Raw genomic sequence first — 14,140 nt, forward strand, 5'->3', positions numbered from 1 at the left:
GTTATAATCTTGTAAATGGACGTACAGCAAGCTCTGCTCTTTTTACATCCTTTTTATACATCTCCAAAAATTTTTCCCATTGCCTTTTTATTTTATATTTAGTATAAAATTTTGAATTTCTATATAACCAAAACTTCAATCCCATTCTTTTTGCACCTAATCCATCCACAATTATAATTTTATATTTATCTTTTTGGATTTGAGGACAAAAAAGATTTGTTAAACTTGTATCAACAAAAAGTATTTGATTTTCTTGCAAATAATTTTTTAATTCATCTAATAAAATTTTTTGTTCATCCAGTGACAAGATTTTATTTGCAACCATATAACGAAAAGATTTAGCAGGAGTATTATCATAATTCAAAATTCTATCAAAAACTAATCCTTCTCCTTTATTTGTCTTAATGTAACCATAACAATTAGCAATATGAAATAAATCTTTTTTCTTATTTTTTAAATAATTCATATAGATGTACTCTAATTTATTCTGATTATTATGTGAACCTTGTATAAATAAACTTTTTACCACTTTTGTATTATCATCAGGATGTAAATAACAGGCTCGTTCACCACCTTTTGCAATTAATAAATCATCATTTAGTTGATGAGAGAAATCATTTGAAAGAAATAGCCCTATTCTTTTTGATACCTTTAATAAAATATCTTGACAAAAAGACAATTCTAGTCCTGTATTTATATAAGTGTAAACTATAGAAGGTTTTTGCAAATATATTTTAAAATTTGCTTTTCTATACTTTTTAATATCTCTTTTTTTTAATTCATCTTTTCTTTCTAAGATTATTTTAGCTTTAGCATCTAAATGAATCATCCAATAAACAGTAGGAATATATTTTAAAATATTTTTCCATCTATCTCTTAATTTAGTTTTTTTATCTAAAAAAGATATATTTTCTAATAAATAATCATTAAAAAATCTATCAATAAATATTACTTTATTTTTAACAAGTGAATTAAACAGTAAATAAGGATAATACAATAATCCAGCAAGAATAATTACTATATAATGAATATCATCATGTTGATCTTTTTCTGGTTTTTGTCCTAGTTTTTTCTTTAATAAATATTTATTTATAGGATATGTTATATTATAAATAAAAGATCTTCTTACAATTTTTTTAAATCTTTTATATATCAAACTTTTATCTTTTGAATCAAAGGTATTTGAAAAAAGTGTTGTTTTCCCAACACCATCAGGACCAATAATGGGATAGATTTTATATCTTTTATATTTCAATACTTTTTTTCTATAATCTAAAATTATCTTTTTTTCAATATTTTCTAATAATATTTTAATTTTTTTATCTTCATCTATAGAATATATTACAATTTCTATTTCATCATACTCTTCTCTAATAACAGAAAAACAAAATGATTCTTTGGAGCACAATTTGAAAATAACATTTAACAAATTATTTAATCTATCTTCATTTATAGAAAATAAGGTAATATTATTTTCATGTTTAAATATAGGAAAATTTTTTTTTATAAGTTTACTTAAAACTTTTTGCATCATTTCTTCAATATTAATCATTTAAAATCTCTTCTAATTTATTTTCTATTTCTAAATATTGTTCTTTTGAATAATTTTCAGAAACTGTAAAGTTATGTTGATTTTTTTCATCACTTACAGTTGACCATCTTTTATAACTAGCAAATAAATTATTCCCAAAAAATGAAATTGTTTTTGTATTAACTGCACCTGCTAAATGCATAGGTCCAGTTGAAGTACTTACAAATAAATAACATGAACTTAATAAAGAAGTAAACTCAAATAAAGACATTTTTGAATCAATTAATTTAGCATCAAAATCTAAATGCTTAGATATATACTCTTTTGATTTAGAATCATCAGGTCCAAAAGTAAAAATTATTTCATAGTCACTAGTAGAAATACTTTTTGCTAATTTTATATAATCGTCAAGGGATAAGTTTCCATCACTACTTCCACCAAATCCAGGATGAAATACAACTTTCTTTTCTTTTTTAGTTTGTAAGTTCAATAAAGGTCTTGAAAAGTCTAATTTTAAAGTTGGAAAAAGCTTCAATGCCAAATCCAAATTATATTGCCATTCTGTTTTTTCAACTTTACTTCTTCTTTGTTTAACAGTTTTATTGAAAAATATTTGAGCAATTTTTGTAGCAGGAGCTACTCTTTTTTTTATACCACTTTTAAAAAGTAATTTACCCAATGTCATATCAATATAGGCACTAATACTTGCATCAAATTTTTTTGTTTTTATTTGTTCTAGTGTGATATTTAAATTTTCTTTATCATATAAAATCACATCATCTATAAAATCAATCTGTTTTGCAAAATCAAAATTTATTTTACTTACAAGTGCTGTTATATTTGTCTTTGGAAATTGTTCTTTTATCGCTTTAAAAAGAGGTAATGTAACTACAAAATCACCAATCTTATCATGTCTAGAAATAAGAAGATTCACTATTTTTTACCCCTAATTTTTCTTTTAAACTCTACAAAGTTTTTTAACTTTTTATCACAATCTTTTAAAATACCAATTGCTTTATCTTCATCAACAGCTGTTAATTTTGCATATTCTTTTGCAATAATTTGTAAACTATCTTCGTCTAACCATAGTTTTGCAAAATTATCTAAACCAAGTTCTAGACTAATTTGTTTAAATTGCATTCTATTTATATCTACTACAAAGAACTCATAATCATCATCTTTTTTTCGTACTAAAATATTTCCAGCAGAGTAATCTTTATGATAAACACCATTTTTATGTAGATTATAAGTAAATTGAACAAACTTTTTTATTATTAATTCTCTATTCTCGAGATTTTCATTTCTTAAAGGTTCTCTAATAGTAAATTCATAATCTAATTTTTCACTTATAAAAAAACTCTCTTTAAATAAAAAATTTCTAAAAAACTCAATATATCCAATAGGGCTTGGAGTGTTTATATTTAGACTTTGCAATTTTATAGCATTTTGGTACGATTTTTTTGCTTTTGAATCTCTAAAATATGCATAAACAATTTGATTTAATACATTTGGAACTTTGAATGCTTTTACAACAGTTCTTATCCCATTATACTCAATAACTTTTAATTCATTTCTAGCTTTGTGAATAGTATTTGCATTCTGTTTAAAAAAATCTTTTATATTTAGTAAAAAATCTTTTGTATTTTTATAATTATTATTTAGTTTATATTTTATATTCAATTTTTCCCTTGATATACATAGTAAAGAATATTTTATCAAAAAACTTCCAATCTTTTTATTAAACTAGATATTGGCATTTATCTAAAGGTGAAAAGAAATTGGATTGAAATTTTATTTTGACAATTAAATATAAATGCTTATTATTTTAGATATTTAAGATACTGTGGATTTTCTTTAATTACACTTTTCTTTACAATTGACTTTATGAAATTATTCCAACTTTCATTTATTTTTTTTAAAATTAATAAATCAATCCTATAAAAGAATGGGTTATAATTACTATGTGCTAAGCCATCAATAATTACTAACCTTTCATTGTTATCTTTATTTTTTTGATACATTATATTTACTGTATTCAAATCTTTTACATATATTCTATTTTCATAAATGTATTTTTTTAATAAGGGAATATTTTTTAATATTTTTTCAAGCTCTTCGACTTTATTATTTGAATCATTTAAATATTTATCTACTTCTTGTGAAATTTTTCCATCATAGTCTCGTATTAATTCAAAAACTTCTGCCTTACCATAATTTGTTTCTACAGTACCATAATACTTAGAAAGCATTTTAAATGAAATATTGTTTTTTTCAAGCCTTTTATAATATTTTAATTCTCTTTTTGTTTCTTTATTTTCTCTTATATCAATTTTTAAACATTTTGAAGAGTCTGTTGGGTCCTTATAACAGATTCTATTTGTACCTTTATTTACAAACAACTCTTCATTCAAAAAATACATTAAAACTCCTAATTATATAAAGTTGGCATTTTATCATAATAAAATTTAAGGATATAAACAGAATTTTTTAAATAAAATTTGGAATATTCGAGGAAAGACTGTTTTAACATAATGAATCTTAAGCAAAAAATCAAAAATTTTTTATTTAAAAAAATTGTACAAAAAAAATATAATGAAAAATTATCTGATATCAAAATCAATAGCATATTAATAATTAGAGATGGAGGAATTGGTGATGCAATTTGTAGTTACCCTTTACTTCGTGAATTAAAAAACTCTTTTCCTTCATCAAGAATTGATGTATATGCAAGTTTAAACAATCATTTTATGTATAAATATGTGCCATGGGTTGATAAAGTATTTATAAAATATAAAAAAAGACATTGGTTCAAAACATGGATTGAGTTATTTAAAATGAGAAATAATAACTATGATTTAGCTATTGATGATACAGTAATAAGATTTCATAGAAGTATTTATACTATGCTAATAAATCCAAGGTTTGCATTATCTTCAATTGGTAAAAAACAAAGATATGGATTTGATAGAAGTGAACTTAGCTTTTATTTTAAAGTTTATGAAATACCAAAAAAAATAATTCATATAGTTGATGAAAGATTAAAAGTTTTAGAATTTTTAGAAATAAATAATCCTAATTCTCAAATGATATTTCCTTTACCTAAAGAAAAGAATAAAGAAATAAAAGAGTATTTAGAAAAATTAAAAAATTATAAACTGATTGGTTTAAATACTGATGCTTCACATAAAGCAAGGACCCTAAATACCGAACAGATCATTAAATTATGCAAACTTTTAAATGATAAAAACATTAAAGTGATTCCTTTTTGTGTACCAAATAAATTTAACTACTTTAAAAACCTTATTGAAAGTAACAACTTAAATAATGTAGAATTACCATTTAAAACAAAAAATATATATCAAGCTGGTGAGATTTTAAGTGAACTTGATTTATTAATAACTCCAGATACAAGTTTTGTCCATATTGCATCAGGGTTAAATATCCCTACAATTGGCCTTTTTTGGAATGATCCTACTAAATATATTTTATGTGCACCCAAAAGTGACATTTCAGTAGCATTAACACCAAAAGGAACAGAATCAAGTTTAGAGAATATTAATTTAATTGAAATTCAAAAAAATGCTTTTAGAATTCTAGACATTAAAAAGTAGTATCTTACTTTTTAATATATTTATTTATAAACTTATCCCATCTTCGTGTTATTCTTCTTCTAGCAAAATATGGGATTTTGTTTGGTAGCGTAAAGTGAGAAACATCACCTAATCCATCAATTAATACTAATTCTGTTTTTTCTTTACTTCTTTTTCTTAAAAGAATATTTTTAGGCATCATTCCATAATTAAAAATGATTCTATTTCTTAAAAAATAATCTTTAAATTCTTCTATTTCTTTTTTATGAAAATCAACACCATTTTCTTTTATATAGTGTGCAAAAGTTTTTGAAACCTCACCATCATAATCACGAATAACTTCAATTATAAAACCTTCACCTTGATTTGTCTCAACTTCACCATAAAATCTAGGAAGATGTTGCCAATCATTCATTTCTCTTTTAATTAGTTCTTTATAATATTTAATCTCTTTTTGAGATTGTTTATTCTTTTCTCTTTTATTATTTTTATAAGTTACTTTTACTGCTTTATTTTTATCATTAGGATGTAAATAGCAAGCTCTCTCACTACCTTTTCCTATAAAATCTTCTTCTTTTAAAATAAGCACTTATTCTCCTATTTCATTTAATTTTTCAATCAATTTTTCAAATTGTTTCTTATTATTAAACTCTTCATTTACTTTAATCTTAGCATTATTTATAAGAGTATTTAATAACTTACTATCATTATATAATTCTTCAATCTTTAAAGCTAAATCATGAAAATTCTGATTTTCAAATAATAGTCCATTTTTTCTATCATCAATGATTTCTAATACTCCACCCGAGTTTGAAGCAATTACTGCTGTGTTATTTTTCATAGCTTCTATTATAACCAAGCCAAAGGTTTCATTTTTAGAAGTCATTAAAACTACATCACATGCTTGCATGAATTTATGAGGTTCTTTTGTAAAACCAAGAAACTTCACTAAATCTTGTAGATTATTTTCAATTACTTTTTCTTTTAATTTTTCTAAGTATTCTTTGCTCATTGCATGACCAACAATATATGACTTAATATCTAATTTTTTTGCTTTTAACTCTTTCATTGCATCAATTAAAAGATGTTGTCCTTTAAATTCATTTATTCTTCCAACTAAACCTATCATAAATGAATTTTTAACATCTAAATTCTGCTTAAAATTAATAATATCTTCTTCTTTTAAAAAGTCAACCTCATCTACACCTAAATATATTAACTTTGTTTTAGGTCTAATATCACTAGGAATAAACTTATTTATTTGTTCTTCTAAAGCTTTAGTGACACAAATTATTGTATCAATATTTTTGTATAAAAACTTATGATAAAAATCACTTTTAAATCTAGTCATAGTCATGTGTCTTGTTTGAACTATTTTGGGTTTTCTTTTAGAAAATAATTTAGCTAAAACAACTATTGGAATATCTTTTGTCCAATGAATATGAATGATATCGATTTTTTTCTTGTCAATAATTTTCGATACTCTAAAAGAATTAAATAAAGAAAAACTACTATTTCTTTTTAATTCATACTTTTCTAAATTATTTATATAAGTTTTTAATTTTGAATTACTAGCAACTACACATGAAATATCAAACTCATTTGATAAAGCATTTGAACAATTAGCCATATAAAGTTCTAATCCACCTAAATCAGGGGAAAGACATACTTCTAAGATATTCTTATTTTTCATTTTTTTGTAACTCAAGCATTAAAGCATATTTCATGTATGAACTAAATGCTGAAATAACAGCTACATTCCAACCATGAATTCCATGAAAAGCACCACCTTTTAAAACTAATGCCTTAAATAAAGCTCCAACACCATGGATAAAAGGGTCAAATGATGAAGCTCTTTTTCCAGCATCATAAGAAATTTGGGCACCACGTTTTATAAACTTTTCTGTAGTTCTTATCATATGAACATAATCTGTATAAGAATAATGAAGCATATCAGCTTCTAAATCACATATATTTTTAGCTTCAACTTTTGCATGACCTTTTACTTTTGAGTATGCACATTTATTTTTATTATACAATCTTGTAACTCTATCTGGATACCAAAGTTTTATAAAGTTATCACCAACATAAGTCTTTCTTGCAAAAGAGAATCCATCATAAGGTGTATTTTCTAAATCAATCTTTTTAATCTCTTCAATTGCATTTAAATCAAGTCTTTCATCAGCATCTATACTAAGTATCCAATTATTTTTTGCAAAAGGTTCTCCAAAAGCTTTTTGAGGACCATCACCCAAATATTCTTGTTTTATAACTTTTGCACCAAGTTTTTCTGCAATTTCACATGTTTTATCTGTACTTAAAGAATCAACTACTAAAACTTCATCACAAACTTTTTGAACTGATTTTATAACAGCTTCAATGTTTTTTTCTTCATTAAGTGTTATTATATTTGCTGTAATTTTCAAAATAAAAAACCTTCAATTTTAAATTAAACATATTATATAATATGTTTAATTTAAATTCGATATAATGGTACTTTTTAAAGGCTTTTAATGAAACAAAAAACTGCAATTATATGTTTATCAAGAGTAAATGGTGGTATGGAATTAGCCTCTGTAAAACTTGCAAGATTATTAAGTACAGAAGTTGAAACATATTTTATCGCAAAAAAAGATAGTTACATAATAAATAAAAAAGAACATTTTAATAATTGTAATATTAAAGTACACGAAGTTAGTTTTTCAAGTAATTTAAGTTTATCTCTTATAAAAGATATAAGAAAGATATTAATAAAAAATGATATAAAAAATATAATCTTTTTAGGTGCTTCAGAAATGAAATCACTATACTTTGCAACACTTGGATTAGACATTAACTTTATTATACGACAAGGCTCAAAAAAAACCACTTCTAAAAAAGATATATTTCATAAATTTTTTTATTCTAATGTTAATTATTTTGTTGGCAATTGTGAATATATGAAAAAAAACATTATTGATATCTTACCAATACCTAAAAAAGCTAAAGTAATTAGAATATATTCATCATTAAAATTTGATGACAATATTAATTTTAATATATTTAATGGAACCATAAAAATTATTCATGTTGGAAGGGTACATCCTGGTAAAGGACAACTTGAAGCGATTAAAACATGTGAAGTACTATATAAAAATAATATTCCTTTTAATATTAAATTTCTAGGAGATATTCAAGATAAAAATTATTATAATACAATTAGAAAATTTTTAGAAAAAAGTCAATTCAAACCAAATATAGAATTTTTAGGTTATACAAGTGAAGTAAAAAGACATCTTCAAGAAAGTGATATTTTTCTTTTTCCTAGTTTAGGAGAAGGAATGAGTAATGCAATCATTGAGTCACTTGGGTTTGGACTAATTCCCATTATTTATAACGATACTTCGTCTCCAGAATTTAAAGATTTAGGTTTTCATATTCACTTAACATCTAACAATAATGTCGAAGAATTAAAAGAAGTTATTTTAAATGTTTCAAAAAATATAAAAAAAGAAAAAGAAAATTCAAAAAGTAACCATGAAAAAGCTTTGGAAATTTTTGCTTTAAAAAGAGAGCAAAATCAATATTTAAAAATATTAATTTAACATAAGTATAAATTGGAATAAAATTATGATAATTATTTTAACTTTATCCATGAATAATTAAAAATAGAATTTAAACTAATATTATTATTAAATTTAATTAAATCTATCTTATTGACTATTTTTTTAATTTATATTATCAATATCTTTGTTAAACATAAAAAATAAAATTTTTTTACATCTTGCTTTATAAGTAAAATTATCTTTACAATGCAAAAAAGCAGATTCACCAAGTTTTTTCCTTTTTTCAGGTGAGTTAATTAAATCTCTCAATGCTTTTATCCAAGCTTTTATATCTTTATTATCAACTAATATTGCATGTTCTTCGCTTATAGACTCTCTAATAGCAGGCAGATCTGAACATATAATTGCTTTTTTTGAAGCCATATATTCAAAAACTTTTATAGGTGACATATATTCACTATTTCTATTTCCTTCTTCATTAGTTTGATAAGGTGCAATTAATATATCACACATGTTTCTATATTGATATGTTTTTTCAGGTTCTATAAATCCATGAAAAATTAAATTTTTTGTATTTTTAGAAGAATTTAACCAATATTCAATATCATTTTTTTTTCCACCTATTACATGAAAATTAATTTCTGGAAATTCTAATGATAGTTTAATTATTATTTCAATTCCTCTTCCTTTAAAAAGACTTCCAATATAACCTACATTTAACATTGATTTAAATTTTTCACATCCTTTTGGAATAGTGTTTATATCATTATTAAGAATTGTTGCACTTTGAATTACTAAGATTAAATTTAAAGGAATATTATATTTCTCACTATAAATATATTTTAATTTATCTGAAATTGTTGCAATTTTATTATTGTTTTTTTTATTATTGATAAACTTTTTAAATATTTTATGTTGAAAATCATTTTTATAAAATGGTTCATGTTGTTCAAATAATACTCTGAATCCATTTATTTGAGAAAGAAAGAAAGTAAACATATCATCTCTTCCATATACTAAATCAGGATTTATTTTACGAATTTCAAATAAACTTCTTATAGAATAAATTCTTTTTTTTAAATATTTAATATTTGGAGAATAAAGTTTTTTTAATTCAAAGTTTTTTGAAACTCCATAATAATCAAAATAATCATTGACACCTTTTTCTTCAAGCTTTTTTGTCCAAGGAGCTAAAAGTGTAACTTCATGGCCCAAAGAAGCAAATGCTTCACACATTCTCATAACATTAATACTATTTGCTGTTCGAGAAGGAATTATTGACCTTGATACATATACTATTTTCATATTATGTCCTTATCTTGTTATTCCAATTATTAAAAATAAAATAATAAATCCTAAGTAAAAATAAAAAGTTTTATAAGTAAAGGGTTTATACTTTATTTCATAAGTTTTATTACATATTAATGCTGAAGTAAAAGACACAAACAAAGGTAATGAAAATGTTTCAAAAAGTTTACTCGGTATCATATAAAATAGTATTGATATGGCTAAAATTATCAATAAATCCTTATTATATTTACTTATTTCTTTATATGTAAATATTCTGTAAAATAAGAAAATCATCGCAAAATAACCCAATAATCCAAGTTGCATTAAAATTTGTATATGTGTATTATGTGGATTTCCAATTATAGCTTTATCTTTAAGATATTGATATTTATCAGGAATAATAGATCTTACTTTATCCATAAAATCTCCAACTCCAACTCCTAAAAACACATTTTCTTTAAAAACATCAAAACCAAATTTTGTAAGTCCAACTCGTTGACCAACAGAACTACTAAAGTCTTCATTTTTAACTATATTATTTATACTTGTAATAGTTTGATTTACTCTACTATTTACAGTTGGTGAATAAGTATAAGCTAAAAAGCATATCGTAGTTGCTAATAAAATTGATATTGAAAATGCTTTCATTACTTTTTGTCTGTAAGTCAATAATAACACAACAAATATAGAAATTAAAAATATTATATAACCAGTTCGACCAGCTACAAAAGACATATTTAAAGTTGCCGTTGTCATGAAAAGTATACTAAAAATTTTAATTTTTAAAGAAATTGTTTCTTTATTTAATAGTTGATATAAAAGATACGAAACAACAATTGCTAATCCATAATTATGCCTAATATGATTATAAAATGGAGCAGGGCTAAAAATAGTAGTTTTATAAATTTCATAATCATAAATATAAAAGACAGGAGAAATAATAGAAAAACTTATTAAATAAGAAGTTATTTCAGCAAAAAACATACCAAATATAAAAGCACTAATAACTCTAAAAGCAAATCGTTTATCTAAAAAAGACAAAAACATTAAAGGAAAAAGTAAATACTTTGCTTTGTCCATATGCGATTTACCAAATGCAATATTATCGGTATATAACATTCCAAAAGCATTAATAAAATAAAAAATTAAAAAAGCTTGTACAATTTTATTAGAAAAAGCTTCTTTTAAATAGACTTTGTAATCTCTTCTATATAAAAATAAAACCAACATAACTGAAAACATAGAGCTTTTTGCATTATTGTTAATTGGAATTAAAAATGTGTACAAAACTAATAAATGATTTAACCATAAAGTAATTTTATTCTTTATTTCTAATGATGGAGCATTAAAAATTTTGATCATAGATATTGCCTTTTATAAATTTTTTAAGATTTTAAATAGTTTAAAAAAACTTTTTACATCTCTACCTAATATATTATTGATAACCTTTTTATCACTTAAATATATTAAAAATGAGATTTTAGAAGCAAGTTTATTCAGTTTGTTTTTAAAAGTATAGTTTTTCGTTAAAAATATGTACTTTTCAATAATATAATTATAATCAAGTTCAAAACTTGCTCTAGTTTTTGTTAAAGATAATAAGAAAAGTAAAAAATCTCTAAATTGAAGAAGTTTTATATCTATAGATTTATCAAAGCTATCTTCCAAATCAATTGTATTAATTTCATTATCTTTATATGTAAAATTTCTTGCTTGTGCTCCACCATGAAACTCACCATTATTATGTATCTTTGACAAATGCAAAATTACTTTATCAATAAAATAATACATTTTTTCTTTTTTTATATCTCTTTTTCTAATGTATGAATTTATATTTTTACCTGTATCTTCTAGTATAAAAAATTCTTCATTTTTAAAAATAATAGTTGGAACTTCTATTCCTAAATTTTTAAATTTAATTAATTTATTAGTTTCAAACACTAACGCATCTTTTGCAGTTTTTTCTTCAACAGGAACAATTAATTCTAATTTAAAAAATTTATAATAAATTTTATGGGACAAAGAAGATTTTGTTGCTCTGGCTTTTTTTAGCCAATATTTTTTGTCATTATAAAAAAAAGAAGTAATTTCAGAAGAACTTTTTTTATACTCATTTAAAATGATTTCATTAAAATTTTGATACATCTTTTAATACCTATAACCCATAAATAAAATATTAAATAATAAAAAAGTTAGAACTATAAATTTAAAGGAATCACATACTTCAAAAATATCTTTTAATCCACTTAATATATATTTATTATTCATTATTTATTTCTATCATATAAATTTTTATAATATTTTTTCCATCTTTTATGTTGCCAAAACCATAAATGTGGATATTCATATATTTGTTTTTCAATTAAATCTGATTGCATTTGAGTTAATTCTTTAATTTTATCATCAGTTTTAAAGTCAATCTTTTTGCAATCAATTGCATCACCAAATTTTAAAGTATAATCTCTAAAATCATTCATTACACAAAATATTGGTATGATAATTGCATCAAATTTTAAAGCCATCCTTGCAGTTGAATCTGTTGCCATTACTTTTTTACCAAAAAAGTCAATTTCAATGCCATCTTTCATGTGTTGATCGATTACAAGTGCAATTGATTTTTTTTCCTTAAATGCTTTTAACATTCCTTTGGCTGCAACTTTTTTTTCCAACATTGTAATATTATTTCTATCCCTTGCTTCTTCATACATCTTATTCATATAAGGATTATCCATTTTTCTATTCACTACAGCTAATTTTCCATATTTTAAAGCAACATAAGGTAATGCTATTTCCCATCCTCCATAATGAGCAGTTATATATATAATCTTTCTATTATCTTTAATCGCATCTAGTATTACTTCATCATTATTAACACTTGCTTTTTTTAAAAGTTTTTCTTTTGATATTACTTGATTCTCAACAAATTCATACATATTGAAAAGTAAAGATTTATATGATGTAAAAATAATCTCTTCTTTCTTCTCTTTTGAAATAGATTCACCATAAACTAAATCCAAATTTACTTTTGCAATATTTATATGTTCTTTATTAAATTTATATGCAAATTTTGCAATTAGTATTAATATTATTTTTGTTAAAAATTTTGGAGTATATAACATAATGAATTTAAAAATATTATACAAAACATATCTATAATAATCTTTAATCTTTCTCTTCATAAAGAATTTCCTTTGCTACTTTAACAATATATTTCTCATCTACATCTTTAATTGAGAAATCACTTTTATCTAATTTATGAGGGTTAACTTTTGAGTTTGACTCAAGAATTTTATTTATTTTTGTTTCATATGTATTTCTATACCCAGGTGTATTACCAAATAAGGTAATTGAAGGTACATTTAAGGCCCATGCCATGTGTGTAGGTCCTGTATCATTCCCTATGATTAGATGAGAATGACTAAATAATGCTTTTAAAGTATTCAAATCAAGCTTTGGCATTATTTGAGCACATGAATGCCTTTCAATATATTCTGCAATCTTTTTTTCTTCTTCACTTCCCCAAACAATTAAACAATTCTCATTTATATTATTAGCAATTTTAGCGAATTTTTCTTTAGAATACATCTTACTTTTCCAACTAGCACCAATGATAAAAAGAATATTCTTTTTATCATTACTTAAATAGTCATAGATTATTTTATTTTCATCCTCATAAAATAAAAAAGGGTCTTTTTCTAATATCATTTTAGAAGTAATATCAAAACCTAAAGGATTTGATATTACTTTTGCATTTCTATCAATTGTATTTTTTTCATAAGCTATAGATACTTTTTTATTATAAAAATACGAAGCACTTTTTTCTCTAATTGATTCTTTATCAAATCCAGCAACATCTTTTGATAATAACCTTGATACTATTGCTGATTTAATCAACCCTTGTGCATCTATAACTAAATCATAATTATTTTTAGAATAACTTTTTATTAATTTTATTTGATTAAATATTTCTAGTTTATTCTTTTTGATTGATTTTAAATTTAGTTTATAAATATTATCTATGTGTGGGTTGTTGTCTAAAACTTGAGAAAAACTCTCTTCTACAAACCAATCAATTAAAATATTTGGATAATTCTTTTTTATATATTGTAAAGCAACCATGGCATGAATAATATCACCCATTGCAGATAGCTTTACAATTGCAAGCTTCTTAATTTGATTCATAA

The 14,140-nt window shown here is 23.0% G+C and carries 14 protein-coding genes; 2 read left to right on the plus strand and 12 right to left on the minus strand.

Annotated elements, in window-relative coordinates:
- Position 1: 1 nt before the first annotated feature.
- From ACNI3D_RS11530 to ACNI3D_RS11545, 4 genes are all read right to left on the minus strand, one after another.
- On the minus strand, positions 2 to 1,552 hold the full coding sequence (locus ACNI3D_RS11530) for a YrbL family protein (RefSeq protein ID WP_419767112.1): 1,551 nt from the start codon (positions 1,550 to 1,552) through the stop codon (positions 2 to 4).
- Positions 1,545 to 2,465, minus strand: a complete 921-nt coding sequence (locus ACNI3D_RS11535; protein WP_419767113.1) for a glycosyltransferase family 9 protein — start codon at positions 2,463 to 2,465, stop codon at positions 1,545 to 1,547. The genes ACNI3D_RS11530 and ACNI3D_RS11535 overlap by 8 nt, the downstream gene beginning before the upstream one ends.
- The gene (locus ACNI3D_RS11540) at positions 2,465 to 3,211 is read right to left on the minus strand and encodes a lipopolysaccharide kinase InaA family protein (protein WP_419767114.1); all 747 of its coding nucleotides are present in this window, start codon (positions 3,209 to 3,211) and stop codon (positions 2,465 to 2,467) included. The genes ACNI3D_RS11535 and ACNI3D_RS11540 overlap by 1 nt, the downstream gene beginning before the upstream one ends.
- 140 nt (positions 3,212 to 3,351) lie before the next feature.
- Positions 3,352 to 3,951 (minus strand): YrbL family protein, encoded by a 600-nt coding sequence (locus ACNI3D_RS11545; protein WP_419767115.1) that lies wholly within the window; start codon positions 3,949 to 3,951, stop codon positions 3,352 to 3,354.
- 111 nt (positions 3,952 to 4,062) lie between these two features.
- Here ACNI3D_RS11545 and ACNI3D_RS11550 point away from each other — a divergent pair, with 111 nt between their 5' ends.
- Positions 4,063 to 5,142 (plus strand): glycosyltransferase family 9 protein, encoded by a 1,080-nt coding sequence (locus ACNI3D_RS11550; RefSeq protein ID WP_419767116.1) that lies wholly within the window; start codon positions 4,063 to 4,065, stop codon positions 5,140 to 5,142.
- A 4-nt stretch (positions 5,143 to 5,146) separates the two neighbouring features.
- Here ACNI3D_RS11550 and ACNI3D_RS11555 read toward each other — a convergent pair whose 3' ends face one another.
- The 3 genes from ACNI3D_RS11555 to ACNI3D_RS11565 are packed head-to-tail and all read right to left on the minus strand — an operon-like array spanning position 5,147 to position 7,547.
- Entirely contained in the window at positions 5,147 to 5,710 is a 564-nt protein-coding gene (locus tag ACNI3D_RS11555; protein ID WP_419767117.1) for a YrbL family protein, read from the minus strand.
- The gene (locus ACNI3D_RS11560; RefSeq protein WP_419767118.1) at positions 5,711 to 6,814 is read right to left on the minus strand and encodes a glycosyltransferase family 4 protein; all 1,104 of its coding nucleotides are present in this window, start codon (positions 6,812 to 6,814) and stop codon (positions 5,711 to 5,713) included.
- Positions 6,804 to 7,547 (minus strand): glycosyltransferase family 2 protein, encoded by a 744-nt coding sequence (locus ACNI3D_RS11565; RefSeq protein WP_419767119.1) that lies wholly within the window; start codon positions 7,545 to 7,547, stop codon positions 6,804 to 6,806. The genes ACNI3D_RS11560 and ACNI3D_RS11565 overlap by 11 nt, the downstream gene beginning before the upstream one ends.
- Positions 7,548 to 7,634: 87 nt before the next feature.
- Here ACNI3D_RS11565 and ACNI3D_RS11570 point away from each other — a divergent pair, with 87 nt between their 5' ends.
- Positions 7,635 to 8,705, plus strand: a complete 1,071-nt coding sequence (locus ACNI3D_RS11570) for a glycosyltransferase (RefSeq protein WP_419767120.1) — start codon at positions 7,635 to 7,637, stop codon at positions 8,703 to 8,705.
- 123 nt (positions 8,706 to 8,828) lie between these two features.
- On the opposite strand, the gene ACNI3D_RS11575 is transcribed toward ACNI3D_RS11570, so the two are convergent.
- From ACNI3D_RS11575 to waaC, 5 genes are all read right to left on the minus strand, one after another.
- Complete coding sequence (locus ACNI3D_RS11575; protein ID WP_419767121.1) at positions 8,829 to 9,971, minus strand: glycosyltransferase family 4 protein; 1,143 nt, start codon at positions 9,969 to 9,971, stop codon at positions 8,829 to 8,831.
- 9 nt (positions 9,972 to 9,980) lie between these two features.
- Complete coding sequence (locus ACNI3D_RS11580; RefSeq protein WP_419767122.1) at positions 9,981 to 11,318, minus strand: O-antigen ligase family protein; 1,338 nt, start codon at positions 11,316 to 11,318, stop codon at positions 9,981 to 9,983.
- Between the two features lie 12 nt (positions 11,319 to 11,330).
- Positions 11,331 to 12,101 (minus strand): BUD32 family EKC/KEOPS complex subunit, encoded by a 771-nt coding sequence (locus ACNI3D_RS11585; protein WP_419767123.1) that lies wholly within the window; start codon positions 12,099 to 12,101, stop codon positions 11,331 to 11,333.
- Positions 12,102 to 12,223: 122 nt separating this feature from the next.
- A complete protein-coding gene (locus ACNI3D_RS11590) occupies positions 12,224 to 13,135 on the minus strand; it encodes a lipid A biosynthesis lauroyl acyltransferase (RefSeq protein WP_419767124.1) in 912 nt (303 codons plus the stop codon).
- Positions 13,119 to 14,138 (minus strand): lipopolysaccharide heptosyltransferase I, encoded by a 1,020-nt coding sequence (gene waaC, locus ACNI3D_RS11595; RefSeq protein WP_419767125.1) that lies wholly within the window; start codon positions 14,136 to 14,138, stop codon positions 13,119 to 13,121. Before waaC ends, ACNI3D_RS11590 begins: the two co-directional genes overlap by 17 nt.
- Positions 14,139 to 14,140: the final 2 nt, after the last annotated feature.

Source organism: Arcobacter siniprincipis (SeqCode) (genome assembly GCF_048571125.1).
Lineage (GTDB): Bacteria > Campylobacterota > Campylobacteria > Campylobacterales > Arcobacteraceae > Arcobacter > Arcobacter siniprincipis.

Excerpts from the sequence above, each read along its gene's own strand:
- ACNI3D_RS11545 (WP_419767115.1), bottom strand. The coding sequence starts at position 3,951 with ATGTATTTTTTGAATGAAGAGTTGTTTGTAAATAAAGGTACAAATAGA.
- ACNI3D_RS11530 (WP_419767112.1), bottom strand. The coding sequence starts at position 1,552 with ATGATTAATATTGAAGAAATGATGCAAAAAGTTTTAAGTAAACTTATA.
- ACNI3D_RS11585 (WP_419767123.1), bottom strand. The coding sequence starts at position 12,101 with ATGTATCAAAATTTTAATGAAATCATTTTAAATGAGTATAAAAAAAGT.
- ACNI3D_RS11580 (WP_419767122.1), bottom strand. The coding sequence starts at position 11,318 with ATGATCAAAATTTTTAATGCTCCATCATTAGAAATAAAGAATAAAATT.
- ACNI3D_RS11560 (WP_419767118.1), bottom strand. The coding sequence starts at position 6,814 with ATGAAAAATAAGAATATCTTAGAAGTATGTCTTTCCCCTGATTTAGGT.
- ACNI3D_RS11550 (WP_419767116.1), top strand. The coding sequence starts at position 4,063 with ATGAATCTTAAGCAAAAAATCAAAAATTTTTTATTTAAAAAAATTGTA.
- waaC (WP_419767125.1), bottom strand. The coding sequence starts at position 14,138 with ATGAATCAAATTAAGAAGCTTGCAATTGTAAAGCTATCTGCAATGGGT.
- ACNI3D_RS11575 (WP_419767121.1), bottom strand. The coding sequence starts at position 9,971 with ATGAAAATAGTATATGTATCAAGGTCAATAATTCCTTCTCGAACAGCA.
- ACNI3D_RS11590 (WP_419767124.1), bottom strand. The coding sequence starts at position 13,135 with ATGAAGAGAAAGATTAAAGATTATTATAGATATGTTTTGTATAATATT.
- ACNI3D_RS11570 (WP_419767120.1), top strand. The coding sequence starts at position 7,635 with ATGAAACAAAAAACTGCAATTATATGTTTATCAAGAGTAAATGGTGGT.